The 20,354-nt window shown below is 74.0% G+C and carries 18 protein-coding genes and 1 pseudogene; 16 read left to right on the top strand and 3 right to left on the bottom strand.

Going from position 1 to position 20,354, the window contains the following annotated elements:
* From PSU4_RS17235 to PSU4_RS17185, 11 genes and pseudogenes are all read left to right on the top strand, one after another.
* Positions 1-503 (top strand): annotated as a pseudogene (locus PSU4_RS17235) (hypothetical protein); the annotation flags it as partial.
* A 35-nt stretch (positions 504-538) separates the two neighbouring features.
* Positions 539-2,086 carry a transglycosylase family protein gene (locus PSU4_RS17230; RefSeq protein WP_246115172.1) on the top strand — a complete coding sequence of 516 codons (1,548 nt, stop codon included), beginning with the start codon at positions 539-541 and terminating at the stop codon, positions 2,084-2,086.
* On the top strand, positions 2,083-3,180 hold the full coding sequence (locus tag PSU4_RS17225) for a hypothetical protein (RefSeq protein ID WP_246115171.1): 1,098 nt from the start codon (positions 2,083-2,085) through the stop codon (positions 3,178-3,180). Before PSU4_RS17230 ends, PSU4_RS17225 begins: the two co-directional genes overlap by 4 nt.
* Positions 3,177-3,959: a hypothetical protein gene (locus tag PSU4_RS17220; protein ID WP_246115170.1), complete on the top strand. Its 783-nt coding sequence runs from the start codon at positions 3,177-3,179 to the stop codon at positions 3,957-3,959. The genes PSU4_RS17225 and PSU4_RS17220 overlap by 4 nt, the downstream gene beginning before the upstream one ends.
* Entirely contained in the window at positions 3,959-5,005 is a 1,047-nt protein-coding gene (locus PSU4_RS17215) for a hypothetical protein (protein WP_147109458.1), read from the top strand. The genes PSU4_RS17220 and PSU4_RS17215 overlap by 1 nt, the downstream gene beginning before the upstream one ends.
* The gene (locus tag PSU4_RS17210; RefSeq protein ID WP_147109455.1) at positions 5,002-6,513 is read left to right on the top strand and encodes an SCO6880 family protein; all 1,512 of its coding nucleotides are present in this window, start codon (positions 5,002-5,004) and stop codon (positions 6,511-6,513) included. Before PSU4_RS17215 ends, PSU4_RS17210 begins: the two co-directional genes overlap by 4 nt.
* Positions 6,510-8,066, top strand: a complete 1,557-nt coding sequence (locus PSU4_RS17205) for a putative type IV secretion/conjugal transfer ATPase (RefSeq protein ID WP_246115169.1) — start codon at positions 6,510-6,512, stop codon at positions 8,064-8,066. The genes PSU4_RS17210 and PSU4_RS17205 overlap by 4 nt, the downstream gene beginning before the upstream one ends.
* A 20-nt stretch (positions 8,067-8,086) precedes the next feature.
* A complete protein-coding gene (locus PSU4_RS17200; protein WP_246115168.1) occupies positions 8,087-9,367 on the top strand; it encodes a right-handed parallel beta-helix repeat-containing protein in 1,281 nt (426 codons plus the stop codon).
* The gene (locus PSU4_RS17195) at positions 9,364-10,197 is read left to right on the top strand and encodes a trypsin-like serine peptidase (protein WP_147109449.1); all 834 of its coding nucleotides are present in this window, start codon (positions 9,364-9,366) and stop codon (positions 10,195-10,197) included. The genes PSU4_RS17200 and PSU4_RS17195 overlap by 4 nt, the downstream gene beginning before the upstream one ends.
* Positions 10,198-10,202: 5 nt before the next feature.
* Positions 10,203-11,339 (top strand): C40 family peptidase, encoded by a 1,137-nt coding sequence (locus tag PSU4_RS17190; RefSeq protein ID WP_373866065.1) that lies wholly within the window; start codon positions 10,203-10,205, stop codon positions 11,337-11,339.
* A gap of 73 nt (positions 11,340-11,412) precedes the next feature.
* Positions 11,413-12,219 (top strand): SCO6745 family protein, encoded by an 807-nt coding sequence (locus PSU4_RS17185; protein WP_147109443.1) that lies wholly within the window; start codon positions 11,413-11,415, stop codon positions 12,217-12,219.
* A gap of 224 nt (positions 12,220-12,443) precedes the next feature.
* On the opposite strand, the gene PSU4_RS32905 is transcribed toward PSU4_RS17185, so the two are convergent.
* Both PSU4_RS32905 and ychF read right to left on the bottom strand, forming a co-directional pair.
* A complete protein-coding gene (locus tag PSU4_RS32905) occupies positions 12,444-12,860 on the bottom strand; it encodes a HigA family addiction module antitoxin (RefSeq protein WP_307724792.1) in 417 nt (138 codons plus the stop codon).
* Positions 12,861-13,006: 146 nt separating this feature from the next.
* Positions 13,007-14,080 (bottom strand): redox-regulated ATPase YchF, encoded by a 1,074-nt coding sequence (gene ychF / locus PSU4_RS17170; RefSeq protein ID WP_147109440.1) that lies wholly within the window; start codon positions 14,078-14,080, stop codon positions 13,007-13,009.
* Between the two features lie 95 nt (positions 14,081-14,175).
* On the opposite strand from ychF, the gene PSU4_RS17165 reads away from it, so the two are divergent.
* From PSU4_RS17165 to PSU4_RS17145, 5 genes are all read left to right on the top strand, one after another.
* The gene (locus PSU4_RS17165) at positions 14,176-14,619 is read left to right on the top strand and encodes a hypothetical protein (RefSeq protein ID WP_147109437.1); all 444 of its coding nucleotides are present in this window, start codon (positions 14,176-14,178) and stop codon (positions 14,617-14,619) included.
* Between the two features lie 68 nt (positions 14,620-14,687).
* On the top strand, positions 14,688-16,193 hold the full coding sequence (locus PSU4_RS17160; RefSeq protein WP_147109435.1) for an AlkA N-terminal domain-containing protein: 1,506 nt from the start codon (positions 14,688-14,690) through the stop codon (positions 16,191-16,193).
* Positions 16,190-16,690 (top strand): methylated-DNA--[protein]-cysteine S-methyltransferase, encoded by a 501-nt coding sequence (locus PSU4_RS17155; RefSeq protein ID WP_147109433.1) that lies wholly within the window; start codon positions 16,190-16,192, stop codon positions 16,688-16,690. Before PSU4_RS17160 ends, PSU4_RS17155 begins: the two co-directional genes overlap by 4 nt.
* Positions 16,691-16,830: 140 nt before the next feature.
* Positions 16,831-18,459, top strand: coding sequence for a DNA recombination protein RmuC (locus PSU4_RS17150; RefSeq protein ID WP_246115167.1), 1,629 nt, complete (start codon positions 16,831-16,833; stop codon positions 18,457-18,459).
* The gene (locus tag PSU4_RS17145; protein ID WP_147109431.1) at positions 18,456-19,244 is read left to right on the top strand and encodes a DUF6542 domain-containing protein; all 789 of its coding nucleotides are present in this window, start codon (positions 18,456-18,458) and stop codon (positions 19,242-19,244) included. The genes PSU4_RS17150 and PSU4_RS17145 overlap by 4 nt, the downstream gene beginning before the upstream one ends.
* Here PSU4_RS17145 and PSU4_RS17140 read toward each other — a convergent pair.
* The gene (locus tag PSU4_RS17140) at positions 19,174-20,133 is read right to left on the bottom strand and encodes a 4-hydroxy-3-methylbut-2-enyl diphosphate reductase (protein ID WP_147109429.1); all 960 of its coding nucleotides are present in this window, start codon (positions 20,131-20,133) and stop codon (positions 19,174-19,176) included. The two genes, PSU4_RS17145 and PSU4_RS17140, sit on opposite strands and share 71 nt — an antisense overlap.
* Positions 20,134-20,354 lie beyond the last annotated feature (221 nt).

The following is a 20,354-nucleotide window of genomic DNA, read 5'->3' as shown; positions in this document are numbered from 1 at the left end:
ACGGCTCCTCCACCGGCGCCGGCATCGCCCGCTACGCCGCCGTCGTCCGCGCATCCGAGATCGCCGACGGCCACATCCCGCACGCCCTGTTCTTCTCGACGAACATGGTGAAGCCCGACGAGGTCCGCTACCCCGCCACCAAGACCGACGGCTCCAACATGGACGGTGCCGGCTCCCCCATCCCGGAGGGTGCCCGTGTCCAGCTCGATCCGGGTGTCGACGTCGACGCCATCCCCGGCATCAGCGATGGCGAGAAGACCATCGCCAAGACGCTGCAGACCTACGGCGCCTACGTCGGCGACAACGGCGGCGCCCGGATGGCGTTCATCGCCGAGTACGCGCCCGACTCCGACGCCTACGCGCAGGCCGGACTGTCCGGCGACTTCGTCGCGCTCGGCGCGATCCCGTGGGAGCGGCTGCAGGTCCTCTCCGACTGGAGTGGCGGGACGGCCGCGACACCGGGCGACGAGACGCCCACGACCAGCACCGGGTGCACCCGATGAGCCCGAACCCCCGCCACCTCCCGAGGAGTCCGAAGATGCCCGTCACCACCGCGGTCGGCGTCCTGGCCGTCGCCGCCGCCCTCGCCGCGGGCGCGGCGCCCGGTGCCGACCCGGTCGTCGTGCCGGCCGCCTCGACCTGCACCGTCACCACCGGCAGCTCCACCACGTCGGGGAGCGGTCGACAGCTGACGGCGCAGGAGGCGCGGCGGCTCCTGGAACAGACGCGCCAACTGGTCGCGTCGCTGACGTTCGCGGGGTCCGACACCCGTGCCGTCGCGCTCTCCGCGGGCATCCGGTCGTTGGGGATCACACCCGCGGTCTCGACGGGATGGCGCCAGGCGGTCCACGACCTCGCCGACACCGCGGTCGTCGCGATGGAGGCCGACGCCGCCGCCGGCTCGGTCGCGGTCGCGCTGGCCCGGGCCGGGTTCTCGCCCACCCCCGCCGACCTGCGCCGCACCGACGACGAACCGGCCTCCGGGGAGAGCCGACGGCCGGGTGCGGGTTTCACCGCCTCCGCCGCCGGGGTGCCGCCGCTCGCGCTCCCCCTCGACGGGATGTTCGCCGCCGCGATCGCGTCGCTGCCCACCGAGGCCGTCACGGTCTGCGGTGTCGACTTCGGAAACTCCGGCGGGGCGGGCTGGTCCGCCCAGGCCGACCGGCTGCTCGAGCGGCTGGAGGCCGACCCCGACCCGGACGCCCAGCACCTCGCCGACCTGATCACGAAGGCCCGCAACGGCACGAGCACCGTCACCGACACCGAGACGCGGACGGGTGACCGCAGCTCCGAGCCCGCGGACGACGCCCGGCGCGGGAGCGACACCGGGACCGACCGTGGCTCCACGAGCTACCGCGAGATCGGGGCCGGTGCGAACACCCCGGACTGGGAGGCGAAGGCCCAGGCGCTCGCCGAGCAACTGGAGACCGTGGGCGACGACCCCGTCGCGCGCCGCCTCTCCGACCAGCTCGCCGCCCAGGGCATCACCGCACGCCGGGGAACGAGGACGACGACCGACCGCACCCGCGACACCAGCACCGACACGTCCCGCGCCGACCAGGAGCACGACGACCAGGAACGCGACGACCAGGAACGCGACGAGGACTCCGGCGGCTCCGAGCGGAGCACCCAGGTCGACGACAACGTCGACGACAATGTCGACCACGACGATCCCGCGCCCGACGACGAGCCCGAGGACACCGACCAGGCGGCCGCCGACGAGCCCGACGACGAGCCCGACGACGACGAGTCGGCGGTGAACGACGAGCCGGCTGACGAGCAACCCCGCGACGAGGCTCCGGCCGAGCCCGACGACGCCGGCACCGCCGGCACCGAAAGCTCGGACTGGGACCGGCTCGCGCAGTGCGAGTCGAGCGGCAACTGGTCGATCGACACCGGCAACGGCTACAAGGGCGGGCTCCAGTTCGACGCCGCGACCTGGAAGGCCTACGGCGGCGACCGGTACGCGTCGAGCGCCGACCAGGCCACCCGCGAACAGCAGATCGCGGTCGCCGAGAAGGTGCGCGACGACCGCGGCGGCTACAGCGCCTGGCCTGCATGCTCGAAGAAACTCGGCCTGTCGTGAGCGCGCAGTGGCAGGAGCCGCCGGTCACGGGCCCGAGCGTGCGGCAGTCCCGGCGCGGGCCGGTTCGTCGGCTGGTCGTCGGCAACCGGCCGAGCTCCCCGGCCACGGTCACCGACCTCACCGCCGCGCTCGGTGCCGCGACCCGTCGCGGCGCCGGACCGGTCCCGGTCGACCGCGTGGACGTCGAGGAGTCGACGGCCGCGGCGGCACGCGGTCATGTCGCCGGAACCGCGCTCGACCCGACGTCGACGGCCGCCCGGATGGGTGCCGCGGCCGCGGCGATGACGGCGCTGGACCTGCCCGCGGGCATCACCGACCCGGTGAGCTGGAACGGGTTCGGCGCGCTCATCCCGGTGCTGTCGGGATCACCCGGCGCGGGTGCGTCGGTGGTCGCCGCCGCGCTGGCCGACACCCTGCAGACGGCCGGGCGGTGCGTGCTGCTCGTCGACGCCGCCGACCCGGCCCGCTCCGGGCTCGCCGCCGCGGCGGAGGTCGAGGGCCCGTGGACGTCGGCGCTGACGCCGGACCTGTCGCTGCGTTTCTCGTGGCGCGGGCAGGCGCTGCTCACACGGCTGGAGAGCACGCTGCCGGTGATCACACCAGGGATGGTGCCGCCGCCCCCGCAGTGGCTGCCGGAGCTCGACCCGCTGCACGTGACGGTCGTCGACATCGGCCACGACGGGTGGCGCGCCGCCGCGAACCCGCTGGCCGGCCCTGGTGGCTGGCTGCGGCTCGGGACGCCGGCGCAGCGGCCGCTGCTGGTGGTGCGCCCGACGCGGCCGTCGCTGCGGCACGCCGAGCAGGTGCTGGCCCGGCTGGAGCCGTGGGTGTCCGCGGGGGCCGCGGTCAACCCGTACCAACTGGTCGTCGTGGGCGCCAAGCGCTGGCCTGCGGGCGTGGTGGGGGCGGCGGGACGCCGGCTCGAACCGATGACGGAGACCGCGGTATTCGTACCGCACGACGAGGAGGTGCAGGTCGCGGGCGTCACCGCCGAGCTGCTGCCCGACCGCCTTCTCGACGCCGTGACCCCCCTCTTGACCAGGTGGAACCTGCTTCCCGACGCGGCGGGCCGCCCCCGCCGGAGGCTCCGATGAGCGCCCCCACGATCGCCGGGGCCGAGACGCCGACGACGGCCCGCCGACGCGGTGGTCTTCTCCTCGCCGCCCTCGGCGTCCTGACGTCGTTGCTGCTCATCGGACTCGTCTCGCTGCTGCTCGGGCTGGGCGCGGACCCCGAACCGGCGCCCGCGCCCGCCCCTGGCCACGATCCGTTCTGGGACCTCGCCGCCGAGACCGCGCTCGCCACCCGCGCGATGCCCCGGCTTCCCGACTCCGCGGCGCAGCCGCACACGCTGAGCACCCGCACCCCCGCCGGCGCGATCACGCTGCCCACCGGCCCGTTCCCGGCGACGCCGGAGGGCGCACTCGCCCAGCTCACCGAACTGACCCGCCTCGGGCTGCAGGGCGCCGACCCGCGGGCCTACGAGCTGGCGTACGACGCGATCGCCGAGCCCGGCGCTCCCCAGGTCGAGTCGACGGTGCTGCACCGTGGCCTCGTCCGGATCCGGGCGGCCGCAGGACTGCCACGCACCGGCGCGGCCCCCGAGCTCGCGATGAGGTTCACCCCGATGGCCGGGCTGGTCAAGGGCACCGCCGACGGCGGGCGCTACGTCGTGGCGTGCGTACTCGGGCAGGTCGACGTCGTCGCGAACGGCATCCCGATCAGCTCCGGCGGCGCCGACTGCCAGGCGATGCGGCGCATCGGCGACACGTGGCGGATCAGCCCGGGTGCCCAGGCCGCTGCCGCGACCGTCGCCTGGCCGGGCACCGACGAGGCCCTCGACGCCGGCTACCTGCCGCTGGGGGCGATCTGATGCCGGGTATCGACGTGGCCATCGGCAAGGCGTTCGACACGATCCTCGCCTCGATCATGAAAGCCCTCTGGACGGCGGCGCTGTATCTGCTGCGGACCGCGCTCGACCTGGTCGACGGGCTGCTCGCGGCCGGCACCGCCTCGTCGCCTCTGACAGCGCTCGGCGGCACCCTGATGTGGGTCGCGTGTCTGGTGGCGCTCGCCCTGTTCTGCTGGCAGCTGGGCGTGACAATGCTGCGCGGCGGTGTCGGGTTCTGGCGGATCGCGACGGGCCCGTTGGCGTTCGGTGTCGCGTGCGCGTTGAGCGTCGGGGTGGTCACCGTCGCGCTCGGGGGTGCCGACGGCCTGACCCGGCTGCTGCTGCACGAGGGCGTCGGCGTCGACGGGTTCCGCGGGCTGCTCGACAGCGCCCCACTCGCGCGTGTCCTCACCGAGAGTCCCGACCTGGGCTCCGACGTCGACGCGACCGCCCGCTCGGTCGTGCTCGGCATCGTGTCGGCGTTCGCGATCGTCCCGGCCGCCATCGGGTTCCTGCTGCAGGCGGTGTTCCGTCAGGTCGTGGTGCTCGTGCTGGTGGCGACGCTCCCGTTGACCGCGGCCGGGCTCATGACCCGCAGCACGGCGGGCTGGTTCTGGCGCGCTCTGCGGTGGACCGCCGCGGCCGTGCTGCTGAAGCCGGCGCTCGCGCTGGTGCTGGTCGTCGGTACCGCGATCCTCGGTGAACCGTCGGGGCTCGGCGGTCTGCTCGCCGCGGCCGGTGTGCTGCTGGTGGCGCTGCTGTGCCCGTTCGGGGTGTTCCGGCTGCTGGCGTTCGTCGAGCCCGGGACGGCGTCGGGTGTGGTGCTGCGAGCCGGGCTGTCCCGGACGTCACCGGAGCCCGACGAGGTCCGCGCCGCAGGGACGGCGGCCGAGGACACCCACGTCGCCCGGTTCGACGGGGCGGTCGCGGCGGCGCCGGTGCCCGACGCCGACCGGTTGCCGCCCACCCGTCCGGAACCTCTCGTTCTCCGCGACGACCTCGTCGCCGACGTCAGGCCGGTCGGATGACGGCCCGGGCCCACCGTGACGACGCCGCGCCGCGCGTCTACCGCGATCTCGACGTCCGCGAACGCGACGGCTGGGTCCTCGGCCTCACCCTGCCCCAGGCACTGGCCTGTCTCGTGCTCGTCGTGCCCGTCCTGTTCGCGCTCGCCGCGGGCCGGTGGGGCCACGTCGTCGGCCTGCTCGCGGTCGCCGCGCTGCTGGGCGCGCTCGTCGTCGTCCCCGTCCGCGGCCGTCCGGCGGCGCGCTGGCTCGCCGATCTCGTCTCGTTCCGGACAGGAGTCCTGATGCGCTGGTCGCTGTGGCAGTCGAAGGCCGCGGCCGGGCTCGCCGGCCCGCACGGCGAACCGGACCTGCCGGGAGTGCTCACCCGCGTCGAGTTCCCCGACGGACCGCCGTTCCGCGACCAGGGCCGGCTGTGCCTGATCCACGACACCGGCGACGACCGCTGGGGTGCCACGGCGCGGCTCACGCACTCGGGCGTCGGGATGATGTCCGACGTCGAGTGCGAGCGGCTCGCGTCCCGGCTGGGCCACCTGCTCGTCGCGATCGGCCGGCGTGAGGTGGTCGACCGGCTGTCGCTGCTGGTCAGGACCGTCCCCGACGACGGCACCGAGTACGGGTTGTGGCGTGCGCTGCACGAGTCGCCCGACGCACCGCCCCTGGCTCGCCAGGCCGTCGACGAGCTCGACCGCACGATCGGTGCCGCGTCGGTGCGCACGGAGCTGTTCGTGACGGTGTCGGGCCCGGAGTCGGCGCTGCGACGCCCGGCGGCTGCCGCCGGTGGCGGGATCGAGGGCCGGGCCAGCGTGCTCTACCGGGTCCTCGACGGCCTCGACGACGCGTTGACGACGCTGGGTGCGCGGTCGGTGTCCTGGCTGTCGGGCAGCGACATGGCCGCCGCGATCCGGACGGGCTTCAACCCGGGCGCGGCGTCCGCCCTGGTCCGCTGCGGTGGTGTTCCGCCGGCTCTCGCCGGGCCCGCGTTCGCCCCGGCGCCCGCCGCGCGCGCCTACCACCACGACGGCTTCTCCTCGGTCTCCTACGCGGTGATGATGCCGTCGGCCGGGACGGTGTTCGGTTCCCTCGGGCCGCTCCTCGCCGTCCGCGGTCCCGGCGAGCGACGGACGGTCGCGATCCACTACGAGGCCCTCTCGGCCCGTGCCGCGGCCCGCGCCGTGCGGTCGGGCCGTTTCCGCAGCACGGCGACCCGTGACTGGCGGGACGCGCAGGGCGTCGGCGACACGGCGACCGACCGCCGCCGTTCCGACGGGGCCCGCGACCGGGAGTCGGCGGTCGACGCGGGGCAGTCGCTGGTGCGCTTCACCGTCGCGGCGTCGGTGACGGTTCCGGCCGACCGCGACGTCGAGGACCACGCGGCGCGTCTGGAGAACGACGCGTCCGGCCGGTTCCGGCTGCTGCGCCTGGAGCTCGCGCAGGACTCGGCGTTCGTGGCGGCGGTACTGCCCGTCGGCATCGGGCTACCGCGGCTGCGGGGAGGGCTGGACGGATGAGCACACGTCCACGACGGATGTCCGACGGTGGCCGCGGTGCCCGCGAGCTGCTCGCGTCGTTCGGCGACGGTGCCCGCGGAGCCGATGCCGCGGCGCCCGCGCCGGTTCCGGATCGTCGCGAGCGGGCTGCGCGCCAACGGGTCCCGCGCCGTGGCCGGGCCGAGCCGGGCCACGGGTGGGCCGCGGTCGAGGCTGCCTCGCGGGTGCCGGTGTACCGGGCGACCACCGGCGAGGTCGGCGGCCTGTTCCCGCTGCTGGCAGCGGACGGTGTGCCGGCCGTCGGCGCCCGGATCGGGTACGACGCTCTGTCCGGCGGCGCGTTCTACTGCCATCCCGTCGAGTGGCTGCTGCGCGGCCTCGCGACGAACCCGAACATGGTCGTCTTCGGCGAGCCGGGCCGCGGGAAGTCGTCGACGGTCGTCGCGTTCTGCCTGCGCATGATGCTCTTCGGCATCAGGACCCTGGTGTCGGGCGACGTCAAGGGCGAGTACACGCCCCTGCTGCGCGCACTGGGCATCACCCCCGTCGAGCTCGGCAACGGCAGCGTCGCCCGGCTCAACGCCCTCGATCTCGGCCCGCTCGCGGCGCGCTGGCCGGGGTGGTCGGCCACCCGCCGGCGCGAGGAGCTGACCGGCATCCTGGCCCGCTGGACGCGGCTGCTCGCCGCGCTCGCCGAGACCCAGGGCTACAGCCCGACGGTCACCGACGAGCTGGTGATCGCGGTCGTCCTGCGGCGCCTCGTGGGCGGTGACGGTGACGCCACCCGGTTGCGCCCCATCACGATCCCCGACGTCGCGCGCGCACTCGCCGATCCCGATCCCGACCTGTGGCGGCACGCCCGCTTCGCCGGGGAGCGCGAGTTCCTCGACCACACACGGCTGATCACCGACGCCTTGTCCAACCTGGTCCACGGGCCACTCGCCGGGCTGTTCGACTCCCCCACGAACGTCGATCTCGACTGGGACGCGCCGATCCAGTCGATGGACCTGTCGCGGCTGCGCTCGCGCGGCGACCAGGCCGTCGCCGTCGCGCTGACGTGCCTCGGCTCGTGGTCGTCGATGATCACCGATCTGCAGGACGACGGCGAGGTCCGCATCGTGGTGCGCGACGAGGTGTGGCGGCAGCTGCGGCTCGGGTTGCGGGCGGTGCAGGCCGTCGACTCCGATCTGCGGCTCTCCCGCGCGGAGCGACGGATCCAGCTGCTGGTCATGCACAAGCCGTCGGACCTGCTGTCGGTCGGCGAGGCCGGGTCTCAGGAGGTCGCGATCGCGAAGGACCTGCTGTCGCTGTGTTCGACGCGGATCCTGCTGGGGCAGTCGACGCGGGTCGCCGACGAGCTGGCCACCGAGCTGGCGCTGTCCGAGCGCGAGCAGGAGGCGACGACCGGCTGGGCCATGGAGCGCCGCGGGCGGGCGCTGTGGAAGATCGAGAACCACCCGGGACGCAAGGTGCAGACCGTGCTGTCTCCCACCGAGCAGCGCATGTTCGACACCGACGCCCCGCTGCGCGCGCCGGCCCGGGCGAACGCCCGTCCCGTCGGGGTCTCTCGATGAGCCGGCGCCCGCTGCTAAGCGTGACGGTGGCGGTGGTCCTGGCCGTCGTCGCGCCGGCCACCGCGTCCGCCGCGACGGCACCACGTTGCGGCTGGCAGGCGGCCGCCACCGAGCTCGCCGCCGCGACCGCGGGCTCCTCCGATGCTCGCGCGCGAGCCGTCCACGAGGCCCTGACCGCCGCCGGGATCGGGACGACGTCCGCACCTGGCTGCACGGAGACGCCGCGCGAGCGAAGGACCCGCAGCGACACGACACAGGGCAAGGGGATCGACGACGGCGCACCCGGTGGTGGGCGCACGCTGACCGTCGGCTCCGGCGGGCAGTACCGCGACATCGCCGCCGCGGTCGAGGCGTCGTCACCGGGTGACACCGTCGAGGTCTCCGCCGGCACGTACCCGGGCTTCGCCGTGACCCGCGACGGCGCCCCCGGTTCCTGGCTGACGATCGCCGCCGCTCCGGGGTCCGAGGTCGTCGTCGAGGGCGAGCCGGGGTCGGGCAACGGGCTCGTCGGTCTCGACGGCCGGTCCTGGGTGCGGCTCGTCGGGCTGCATGTGCGCGGGTCGTCGACGCACGGCGTGTACGGCGACAAGGTCGACCACGTCGTCCTGCGCGACTGCGAGGTCTCGGGTTCCGCCGACGGCGGGATCGTGCTGTCCGGCGGCACGCACGTGCTCGTCGACGGCTGCGAGGTCCACGGCAACAACGCCCGCGGCACCGGCGCGAGCAACGAGGCGATCTCGATCGTCGGGACGACGACGTTCGAGGTCGTCGACTCGGCCGTGCACGACAACGGCGAGGAGGGCGTCGACGCCAAGTACGAGGCCGCCGACGGCGTCATCCACCACAACCGGGTGTGGGACAACCGCGGACCGAACATCTACGTCGACTCCGCCCACGACATCACCGTGCGCGACAACGAGGTCTGGGGCGCGACCGAGGCGAGCAAGTCCGGGATCGGGCTGGCGGTGGAGGACTGGTCGCAGACACGCCGGCTGGCGGGTATCACGATCAGCGACAACGTCGTGCGCGACAACGCGGGTGCCGGGATCGACTTCTGGGTGGAGTCCAGCGGCGACGTCTCCGACGTCACCGTCACCGGCAACCACATCGGCGGCAACGGCCGCGGCGGGATCACCTTCAACACAGGTGCGCTCGCCGAGGTCACCGTCCGGGGCAACACCTTCGGCGAGGGCGACCGGCCGCCCACCGGCCGGGGTGGGGTCGCGGTGCTCGACAACGTCACGGGGACGATCCCGGCCGTCACCGACGCCGTCCTCGGGCGACGCGGCGGTGACCGATGACTTCTCGTCGAGCCGGGCTCATCGTCGCAACGGTGCTGGCCGTGGCACTCGCGTACCCGAGCACCCCGGTGCTGCGCGCCGCCGCAGGACCTCCTCCGGCGGCGATCCTGACCGCCGCCGCGGATATCGGGGGCGGTGACGCGAGCGGCTCGCTCTTCCGGGCACCGCGCTCAGCGACGGTCGGGCAGCTGCGCACCGACCGGACGTCTTGCACCGCAACGGTCGTCGAGTCCCGTAGCGGCAGTGTCGCGGTGACGGCGGCGCACTGCGTCCACCGGCCCGCGCGGTCGCCGATGCAGCTGCCACCCGGCGCACCGGGTCCACTCACCGTCACCGGGTTCGTCCCGGGACGCGACGGCGACCGGGCGCCGTTCGGCAGCTGGCCGGTGGAGCGCGTCGAGATCGACCCGCGCTGGGCCGGGTCCGGCGAGCCGACCCACGACGTCGCGTTCCTGCGGCTCGGCGAGGTCGACGGCCGGACGGTGCAGGGCGTCGTGGGGACGCAGCGCATCGCGTTCGGCGCGGTCCCCGCGGGCACCCCGATGACGGCGCTGGGCTATCCCGCCGCGGCACCCTTCGACGGCCGCACCCTGCGCCGGTGCACGAGCCCGGGCGTCACGATCAGCCGTGCCGCGTTCGGCGCGCTGCAGATGCGGTGCGCGATGACGCCCGGCGCGTCGGGTGGCCCGTGGCTCAGCGGGTTCGACGCGGCGACGGGCGCCGGCACGGTCTCCGCCGTCACGAGCTTCGTCGACGAGTCGAACGGGCTGCTCAGCGCGGTCGCGCTCCATCCCGGGGCACGCGGGCTGTTCGATGCGGCCGACCGATGAGACGCGTGCGGCCCCGGGTGGCGGTGCTCGTGGCCGCCGCGGTCTGGCTGGCGGCGTCGACGACGCTGTTCACCGGTGTCGCGCTGGTCGCGGTCGCCGGGGGTGCGCTGGCGGGTGGCTGCGCTGGTGACGGCGGCCCCGGCGGGGGCGCCCGTCTGCTGGGCGACCGGGCGTGGTCGGCCGAGCAGACCGACAACGCGCAGACGATCGTCCAGGTCGTGGTGTCGCGGCAGCTGCCGCGGCGGGCGGCGGTCGTCGCGGTGGCCACGGCGATCGTCGAGTCGCGGCTGCGCAACGTGTCCCACGGTCACGCCGACTCGATGGGGTTGTTCCAGCAGCGACCGTCACAGGGCTGGGGGCCGCCCGAAACGGTGCTCAACCCCGCGCTGGCGACGGCCGCGTTCCTCGACCGCCTCGCCGGCGTGCCCGGCTGGGCCGCGATGGCGCCCGGCGTTGCGGCACAGACGGTGCAGCGCTCGGCCTACCCGCAGCGGTACGCACCGGCCGAGGTGGCCGCGGCGGCCCTGGTCGCGTACCTGTGGCCGGGTCCCGACGACGTCGCAGGGGGTGACCCGCAGGCCGCTGCGGCCGCGACCCTGCGCTGCACCGACCAGGGCGCGGCGGAGATCGCTCCCGCCCGCGCCGGTGGCGACCCACCCGCGCGGGGCGACCCGCCGCGCTCACCGGGGCGCGTGGCCAAGGACCGGGTCCCGCCCGATTTCACCCTGCCCGCCGACCCCCGCCAGCGCGCCGCCGTCGCCTACGCGATCTCCAAGATCGGCCGCCCGTACGTGTGGGGGGCCAAAGGCCCCGACGCGTTCGACTGCTCCGGTCTGATGACCGCTGCCTGGGCCGCGGCGGGCGTCCCCGTCCCGGCGGGGACGGTCACCCAGAAGACGGCGGGCACGCCCGTCGCCGTCTCCCGAGTCGCGCCGGGCGACCTGCTGCTCATCCCGGGCTCGCTGGGGTCGCCGCGCAACCCGCGCCACGTCGGCATGTACATCGGCCACGGCCTGGTGGTCGACGCCCACGACTCCCGTTCCGGGGTGATCGTGTCGTCGCTGTCGGCGTGGGTCCCGAAGATCGTGACGGTCCGCCACATCGCGGGACCGAGCGGCACCCCGACGGCCCGCGCGGCTTGAGCGCCGACGGCCGATGAGTTCGCGACGCGCGCGGCGTCTACCCGGCATGCCCACCGCGAGCACCGCCCGTCGCATGTTCGAGCTCCTCGAGCCGATCTGCCTGGTCACCTACTGCGCTGACGAGCCGAACGAGGAGTTGGCCGCGCTCGGTCACCGCACCTACTGGGACGGCTACTTCGCGAGCCGGGCCGCGCCGCTGGGCAGGGTGCCGGCCCAGGTCGTGCACGCGGCGTTCTACAGCTTCGCCGAGGGCGAGGCCGCGCGGCACATCCCGAGCGCGTGGCAGACGGTCCCGCCCGAGGTCTCGCGCGCCGCGTGGCAGCGGGGCAGCGTGACGGCGCTGCGGCGCATCCTCGGCGAGGAGCTGGCCGGTTCCGCCGGCCTGGTGCGCGCCGCCGACCTGACGGCCAAGGCCGCGACGGGCGCGCCGACGAACGGCCGGGTCATGTACGCCGGGATGCGGACGTTGCCCGTCCCGAGCGACCCGGTCGACCGCCTGTGGCACTGCGCGACCATGCTGCGCGAGCACCGCGGCGACGGGCACGTGGCGGCGCTGCTGGGCGCGCAGATCGGCGGCACGGAGGCACACATCCTCAGCGCGCTGGACTGCGGCATCCACCCGGCGGAGTCGTTCGGGCGGGTCCACCACCTGCCGAAGGCACGACTCGCCGAGGTGATGGCGGGTCTGCGCGAGCGCGGGCTCGTCGACGACGAGGGGCGGTTCACCGACGCCGGCCGCGAGACCAAGCGCGGCATCGAGGCCGTCACCGACGAGCTCGCCGCACCGCCCTACGCCGCTCTGTCGGCCGACGAACTCACCGAGCTGCAGACCACGCTCGAGCCCATCACCGCGACACTCGTGGCGGCCGGATCGCGGTGAGGAGGGGGCAGCCCACGTCGTCGTTCTCCAGGCGCGATGACTGCCACCGAGGCGCCACGCTCCGATCGCTCGGCGAACACGTCCGCCACAGCGGCCGAGTTCCGGAAACACCCGGCGACGACCTGAGTTCCAGACCTTTCGCGAGCAAGGGCTTGCGCCCTTCCAGCGGTGTGGGAAGACCCTCATGCCACGCTCGACCGCGACGCATACGGACGTCGAGAAACTCAGGACGTCGACGATGACTGCCGGCTTCGCTCCAACCGCCTGGGCACCCACAGGACCCAGTCAACCTCACTGCGTGGCAGCGCCGACCAACAAGGCGTGCTGATCAGGCAATTCACGCGACCCGCAATGGGGGTGATCGAAGCGATCTGCTCCCCTGCGATGTCCTCGGCACGATCGAGTTCGTAGCGACTCTGCAGGTTGATCCAGAACTCCGCCGATGTGCCGAAGTACCTCGCGAGCCGCAAGGCGGTGTCCGCCGTGATCCCCCGCTTGCCGTGCACGATCTCGTTGATCCGGCGCGGCGGCACTCCGATCGACACAGCCAGCTTGTTCTGAGTGATCCCGAAGCCCTCGATGAAGTCCTCCATGAGGACCTCTCCCGGGTGGATCGGGGCGATCTTGTCAGTGGTGGTCAACGATCTCCACCTCCTCCGGTCCGGCGTCCGTCCATACGAAACAGATCCGCCACTGGCACGCGCTCACGACGCCACAGACGCTCGGTCTCCTTGGCACCGAACGACCTGATCAAGGCACCGGCATATAACGCAGAGCGTCAATAACGCTAGACGTTGAACCGGAACTCGACGACGTCGCCGTCGGCCATGACGTAGTCCTTGCCCTCCATGCGGACCTTGCCGGCGGCCTTGGCGGCGGCCATCGACCCGGCGGCGACGAGGTCGTCGTAGGAGACGATCTCGGCCTTGATGAAGCCCCGCTCGAAGTCGGTGTGGATGACGCCGGCGGCCTGGGGGGCGGTGGCGCCCTGCTTGATCGTCCAGGCCCGCGACTCCTTGGGCCCGGCGGTCAGGTAGGTCTGCAGGCCGAGGGTGTGGAAGCCGGCGCGGGCCAGCGAGTAGAGGCCGGGCTCGGCCTGGCCGATCGACTCCAGCAGCTCGCGGGCCGACTCCTCGTCGAGCTCCAGCAGCTCCGACTCGACCTTCGCGTCGAGGAAGACGGCGTCGGCGGGGGCGACGAGGTCGGCGAGCTCCTTGCGCTTCGCGTCGTCGGTGAGGACGCCCTCGTCGGCGTTGAAGACGTAGAGGAACGGCTTGGTGGTGAGCAGCGACAGCTCGCGCAGCGGTTCCTTGTCGACGCCTGCGGCGAACAGGGTGGTGCCGCCGTTGAGGATGTCGACGGCGGCCTCGGCGGCCTCCAGCACGGCGCGGCGGTCCTTCTGCATCCGCGCTTCCTTGGTGAGGCGCGGGACGGCCTTCTCCAGGGTCTGGAGGTCGGCGAGGATCAGCTCGGTGGCGATCGTCTCGATGTCGGCGGCGGGGTCGATCCGGCCGTCGACGTGCACGACGTCGTCGTCGGAGAACACGCGCACGACCTGGCAGATCGCGTCGGACTCGCGGATGTTGGCGAGGAACTTGTTGCCCAGCCCGGCACCTTCGGACGCGCCCTTGACGATGCCGGCGATGTCGACGAACGACACGACGGCGGGCACGACCTTGGCCGACGAGTGGATCTCGGCGAGCTCGTCCAGCCTCGGGTCGGGCAACGGAACGACGCCGACGTTGGGCTCGATCGTCGCGAACGGGTAGTTGGCGGCGAGCACGTCGTTGCGGGTCAACGCGTTGAACAGGGTCGACTTGCCGACGTTCGGCAGGCCGACGATGCCGAGGGTGAGGGACACGACCGACCAGGGTAGTCGCCGTCCTCACCCGACGTTCCGACACCACCGTTCGGCGCAATACGATGGGCCGAAGAGGTCAACGAGGAACGGCGGTCGTGGTGCGTGTCCCGAGTTCGCGCGTCCTGCTCACCGGGGCGGTCACCGTCGCCCTCGCGGTGACGACGGTGGCGGCGGTGGCGTTGACGGGCGGCCCCGAGGAGGCGGTGGCGTTGCCGCGGTTCGCGCCGTCGCCGCCGGGGTCGTCGGTGGTGCTGCCGACGGTCGACGCGCCCCTCCCGACGCTCGACGAGCCGGGGACGCTGCCGCCGTTGCCGGCGCTGCCCGCGGAGACGCGCCCGCCGGCCCCGCGGCGGACCACGGAGGCTCCGTCGACGACGCAGGTTCCGCCGTCGACGCGTGAGCGCCGGGAGCAGCGGTCGTCGGCGCCGTCGACGGCGCGGTCGCAGGTGCCGCCGCCGTCGGCGGGTTCGTCGATGGACGAGCGGGTGCGGTTCGCGTGCGCGCACGGCTACCTGAACGGGCCGATGTGCGAACGGTGAACGACGCCTGACGCTCGTGTCCGATTCCCGCCGGAACCCGCGTCGGTGGGGCTGGCACGATCGATGGCATGCCGCTCGACCAGGACCTCTGTTACCGCGCCGTCGCGTCCCGCGACTCGCGGTTCGACGGCCAGTTCGTCACCGCGGTCCGCACGACGGGCATCTACTGCCGCCCGTCGTGCCCGGCGACGACCCCGTTGCGCCGCAACGTCGAGTTCCTGACGACGGCGGCGGCCGCGCAGCAGCGCGGCTACCGTGCGTGCCGACGGTGCCTGCCCGATGCGGTGCCCGGGTCGCCGGAGTGGAACTGTCGCGCCGACCTCGCGGGGCGCGCGATGCGACTGATCGGCGACGGGCTCGTCGAACGTGAGGGCGTGCCGGGGCTGGCCCGGGCGCTGGGTTACTCGGAGCGTCACCTCAACCGGGTGCTGACGGGTGAGCTGGGCGCGGGGCCGTTGGCGCTGGCCAGGGCGCACCGGGCGCACACGGCCCGGATTCTCGTCGAGACGACGACGATGTCGATGGCCGACATCGCGTTCGCGGCGGGCTTCTCCAGCGTCCGGCAGTTCAACGACACCGTCCGCGAGGTGTACGCGGTGTCGCCGCGGACGTTGCGCACCGAGGCGGCGGCGCGGGGCGCACGCGGGCCGACGCCGGTCGCGGGCGCGCTGGTACTGCGGCTGCCGCACCGGCCCCCGTTCGACGCCGCCGGCGTGCTGGCCTTCTTGCGCGACAGGGCGATCGACGGCGTCGAGGCCCTCGACGGCACCCGCTACCGGCGGACGTTGCGGCTGCCGCACGGCCCGGCGACGGTCGCGCTCGATCTTCCCGACGGCGCCCGGCACGTGACGGCGACGTTGCGCCCCACCGATCCCCGCGACCTCGGGCCGGCGGTGGCGCGGCTGCGGCGGCTGCTCGACCTGGACGCCGACCCGGTCGCGGTCGACGAGGTGCTGGGCGCCGACCCGGCACTGGCGCCGTCGGTCGCCGGGGCCCCGGGCGTGCGGGTGCCGGGCGCCGTCGACGCGTTCGAGCTGGCGATGCGCACGCTGCTGGGCCAGCAGGTGTCCGTGGCGGGCGCGCGGACGACGACGTCACAGCTCGTCGCGGCGCTCGGTGACCCGCTCCCCGACGGCGACGACGCGGCCGACGACGGCGGCCCCACCCTGCTCTTCCCCACGGCCGCAACGGTTGCCGAGCGCGGGGCCGAGTTCCTGACCGGGCCGGCGCGGCGCACGGCGTCGATCGTCGGGTTCGCGGCGGCGGTGGCGTCGGGCGATCTGGTGCTCGACCCCGGCCGCGAACCCGCCGCGCTGCGCACCGATCTGCTCGCGTTGCCGGGCATCGGCCCGTGGAGCGCGGGCTACCTGGCGATGCGCCTGCTCGGCGACCCCGACGAGCTGCTGGCCGAGGACCTCGCGGTCCGCCGCGGCGCCGCCGCGCTCGGCCTCCCCTCCGACCAGGCCGCGCTGACCGCCCACGCCGAACGCTGGCGCCCGTGGCGGTCGTACGCGGCCACCCATCTCTGGCGCGCCTCCGCGTTGCGCCCCACCGTCGTCAAGGAGACGTCATGAGCACCTGGTCCACTCTCGACACCCGCCTCGGCCCGTTCACCGCGGTCGTCGACGGCGACGGCGCGGTCCTCGCGTCCGGCTGGACGGGCGAGGTCGACGACCTGCTGCCGCTGATCCACCCGTCGCTGCGCCCGGCGGAGCCGCAGCGCGTGACCGACCTGGGGCCGGTCGGGAAGGCCGTCACGGCCTATCACGACGGTGACGTGGGTGTCATCGACGGCGTGCCGGTGCGGCAGCGGTCGGGCGAGTTCCTGGAGCGCGCCTGGCAGGTGCTGCGCACGGTCCCGGCCGGCGACCCGGTGACCTACACCGAGTACGCGACGCGCGCGGGGCGGCCGGCGGCCGTGCGTGCGGCGGCGTCGGCCTGCGCACGCAACGCCGCGGCGCTGTTCGTGCCGTGCCACCGGGTGCTGCGGCTCGACGGGTCGTTGGGCGGCTTCCGCTGGGGCGTCGACGTCAAGCGGGCGCTGCTCGACCACGAGGCCCGTGCCGCCTGACGCACCGTCGCAGTGGGTGTCGGCCGACTCGACCGTTTGTTCGACCGCTCGCCGACGTCCGGCCGCCGCCGACCGTGCACTCCGACGGGTGACCGGCGTGCCTGGCCGGATCTGTCGGACCCGGGGTGCACCCTGGCGGTGTGGATCTCGTGACCGCGCTGAACGTGCTGCTCATCGGCCTGCTCGTGGGGCTGCTGGCGGGCGGCGGCGTGGCATGGCTGTTCCTGGGTTCGCGGCACAAGGTGGCCACGGCCGAGGCGGCGCGCCGGGTCGCGGAGGTGTCGGCCACCGCGCGGGCCGACACGGCGGCGTTGCGCGCCGAGCGGTCCGGGTTGCTGGAACGCATCGAGGAGCTGTCCGAAGAGGTCGACACGGCGGTGGAACGCCTGCGCCGCGCCGAGAGCGAGGCGGCGGCCAGCGGTGCGGCGTTGCGCAGTGAGCGGGAGGCGGGTGCCGCCCGGGAGGAGCTGCTCGTCCGCCGCGACGCCGAACTGAAGGACGCGTTCCAGGCCCTGTCTGCGGATGCGTTGGCGCGCAACAACGAACAGTTCGTCGCGCTGGCCGAGGGCCGGATCAAGGAGGCCGCGGCGGCGCTCACCGCGAAGGCCGCGGGCGACGACGCGGCGCGGGCCGCGGCGCTCGACAAGCTGATCGACCCGATGACGGCCACCCTCGCCCGCGTCGAGGGCCAGCTGCGGTCGGTGGAGAAGGACCGCGAGTCGGCCTACGCGGGGCTGCGCGAGCAGGTCGTCGCGATGCACCGGTCGTCGCAGCAGCTGCAGAGCGAGACCCGTCAGCTGGTCAGCGCGCTGCGGGCGCCGCAGGTGCGTGGCCGCTGGGGCGAGCTGCAGCTCGAGCGGATCGTCCAGCTCGCGGGCATGGTCGAGCACTGCGACTTCGACACCCAGGTCACCGGCACGGGCACGGGCGGGGACGCCGACGCAGGTGTCCGCCCCGACATGGTCGTGCACCTGGCGGGCGACAAGCAGATCGTCGTCGACGCGAAGGTCCCGTTCGCGGCCTACCTCGACGCGGTGGAGAGCCGCGACCCGCAGGTCCACACCGAACGCCTGGCCGCCCATGCCCGGCAGTTGCGCGCGCACGTCGACTCGTTGTCCGCCAAGAGCTACTGGTCCGCGTTCGAGCCGTCGCCGGAGTTCGTGGTGCTGTTCGTGCCGGGCGACCCGTTCCTCGAGGCGGCGCTGCAGTCCGACCCGTCGCTGCTCGAACACGCTTTCGCGAGCAACGTCGTGATCGCCACGCCGACGACGCTGATCGCGCTGCTGCGCACGGTCGCGTACACGTGGCGGCAGGAGGCGTTGGCGCGCAACGCCGCCCAGGTGCACCAGCTGGGCAAGGAGCTGCACTCGCGGCTCGCGACCATGGGCAACCACGTCGCGAAGCTGGGCCGCAGCCTCGACACCGCGATCACCAGCTACAACCAGACGGTGTCCTCTCTGGAGTCCCGGGTGCTGGTCACCGCGCGCAAGCTCACCGAGCTGCGGGTGGCCGACGAGGAGCTGGCCGCGCCGGGGCAGGTCGACCGCGCGCCGCGCACGGTCGCGGCGCCCGAACTGGTCGCCTCGGCGGCCGACTCGTTGATCGCGCTGCACGAGCTCGGCCGTGAGTCCTCACGCGACGGACGCGACTCGGGGCGCGAGTCCGGGCGCGACGGGGGGCGCGATGTCCCCCGGGAGGTCGCACGTGAGATCCCCAGGCCGCATGTCGGCGACGACGACGGCGGATCCCGGGCTAACGTGGGAGGGTGACCGCACCCCGACCCGCCGGCGTCCGCGCGTCGGGCCGCCCCGCAACGGGTTCGTCGAGCGTCTCGGGGGCACACGGGCAGTGGCCGATGCCCGACCGTTCGATCATCGGGACGGTGCTGGGCATCCCCCCGGTCGCCGCGCTCGGGGTGGCGGTGGCGTTCACGGGCCTGGGCGTGCTGATCGACGTGCTCCGCATCGGCACCGTCGGCGTCATCTTCAAGATCGGGTTCTTCCTCGGCTGCCTGCTCGCGGTGATGTGGGTACGGCGCCGCAGCCTGTTCGGGCCGATGGTGCAGCCGCCCCTGTTGGTCGCGGTCCTCATCCCGGTGATCGTCCTGCTGGTCGGGCCGCCGCGTTCCGGGGGCGGGATGACCGAGACGCTGCTGCTCGTCGGCGCGCCGCTGATCAACTCGTTCCCGACGATGGCCACCACCACCGCCGTCGTCCTCGCGATCGGGATCGGCCGGTTGCTGCTGCAGCGCTACGACGACCCCGAGCTGCGCCTGCGTCGCGCCACCGCGGGCACCACCGCGGCACGCCCCGCCACCGCGAAGCCGACCCGGCCCGCGAGCAGCTCGGGCCGCATCAAGCGCGACGGCCGCAAGCCGGGCCAGACCGTCGCCGACCGCGCCCGCGAACGGGCCCGGGAGAAGCGGCTCGAGGCCGAACGCGCCGAGGCCGGGGACACGACCCCGGCGGCGCGGCCACGCGGCGTCAGCGAGCGACGCGGTTCGGGCGCAGCTCGCGGGGAAGCGCGAACGTCAAGGTCTCCTCGGCAGTCGTGATCTCCTCGACCTCGCCCCAGCCGCGCTCGGCGAGGTGGTCGAGGACGCCGCGCACCAGCACCTCCGGCACCGACGCACCACTCGTCACGCCGACGGTCCGCACACCGTCGAGCCAGCTGTCGTCGATCTGGCGGGCGTAGTCGATCAGGTACGACGCGCCGGCGCCGGCCGCGAGGGCGACCTCGACGAGCCGCACCGAGTTCGACGAGTTGGCCGAGCCGACCACCAGAACCAGGTCGCACTGCGGGGCCATCGCCTTGACCGCGACCTGCCGGTTCTGCGTGGCGTAGCAGATGTCGTCGCTCGGGGGGTTCTGCAGCGTCGGGAAGCGCTCACGCAGTGCGTGGACGGTCTGCATCGTCTCGTCGACGCTCAGCGTGGTCTGCGACAGCCACACGACCTTCTCCGGGTCGCGCACCGTCACCGAGGCGACATCGGCGACGGAGTCGACGAGCTGCACGTTGGCCGGCGCCTCGCCCGAGGTGCCCTCGACCTCCTCGTGGCCGCGGTGGCCGACGAGCAGGATGTCGTAGTCCTCGCGGGCGAACCGCTTGACCTCGCCGTGGACCTTCGTGACGAGCGGGCAGGTCGCGTCGATGGTGCGCAGCTCGCGGTCCTTGGCCTGGTCGCGGACGGCGGGCGAGACACCGTGCGCGGAGAACACGACGATCGAGCCGGGCGGCACCTCGTCGGTCTCGTCGACGAAGATCGCGCCACGGTCGCTGAGCGTCTGCACGACATGGACGTTGTGCACGATCTGCTTGCGGACGTACACCGGCGCGCCGTGCTTCTCCAACGCCTGCTCGACCGCCTCGACGGCCCGGTCGACGCCGGCGCAGTATCCGCGCGGCTTGGCCAGCAGAACTCGCTTGGTCTCGGGTCCGGACATACCTCCAGGGTACGGGCGCGGCCGCGACCCGGCCGCCGGACGTGACCCACGCCCGTCACCGGCGCGGGCCCGCCCATGTCGTCGGCGCGTGGGTTCCGACGTCACCGCCCGTCTCGCAGCGCAGGTGCGGGCCGTACAACTCTGGCGACGCCCACAGGAGTGACGCGTCGCCTACAGAAGCCGCGCGGCACCTCCCCCGGGTGACGCACCCACCGTTGCAG

This window comes from Pseudonocardia sulfidoxydans NBRC 16205, assembly GCF_007989085.1.
Lineage (GTDB): Bacteria > Actinomycetota > Actinomycetes > Mycobacteriales > Pseudonocardiaceae > Pseudonocardia > Pseudonocardia sulfidoxydans.
Note: the sequence above shows the minus strand (reverse complement) of the source record. Positions and strands in the feature narration are given on the sequence as shown.

Excerpts from the sequence above, each read along its gene's own strand:
- PSU4_RS17230 (WP_246115172.1), top strand. The coding sequence starts at position 539 with ATGCCCGTCACCACCGCGGTCGGCGTCCTGGCCGTCGCCGCCGCCCTC.
- PSU4_RS17220 (WP_246115170.1), top strand. The coding sequence starts at position 3,177 with ATGAGCGCCCCCACGATCGCCGGGGCCGAGACGCCGACGACGGCCCGC.
- PSU4_RS17215 (WP_147109458.1), top strand. The coding sequence starts at position 3,959 with ATGCCGGGTATCGACGTGGCCATCGGCAAGGCGTTCGACACGATCCTC.
- PSU4_RS17210 (WP_147109455.1), top strand. The coding sequence starts at position 5,002 with ATGACGGCCCGGGCCCACCGTGACGACGCCGCGCCGCGCGTCTACCGC.
- PSU4_RS17205 (WP_246115169.1), top strand. The coding sequence starts at position 6,510 with ATGAGCACACGTCCACGACGGATGTCCGACGGTGGCCGCGGTGCCCGC.
- PSU4_RS17195 (WP_147109449.1), top strand. The coding sequence starts at position 9,364 with ATGACTTCTCGTCGAGCCGGGCTCATCGTCGCAACGGTGCTGGCCGTG.
- PSU4_RS17185 (WP_147109443.1), top strand. The coding sequence starts at position 11,413 with ATGTTCGAGCTCCTCGAGCCGATCTGCCTGGTCACCTACTGCGCTGAC.
- PSU4_RS17160 (WP_147109435.1), top strand. The coding sequence starts at position 14,688 with ATGCCGCTCGACCAGGACCTCTGTTACCGCGCCGTCGCGTCCCGCGAC.
- PSU4_RS17155 (WP_147109433.1), top strand. The coding sequence starts at position 16,190 with ATGAGCACCTGGTCCACTCTCGACACCCGCCTCGGCCCGTTCACCGCG.
- PSU4_RS17140 (WP_147109429.1), bottom strand. The coding sequence starts at position 20,133 with ATGTCCGGACCCGAGACCAAGCGAGTTCTGCTGGCCAAGCCGCGCGGA.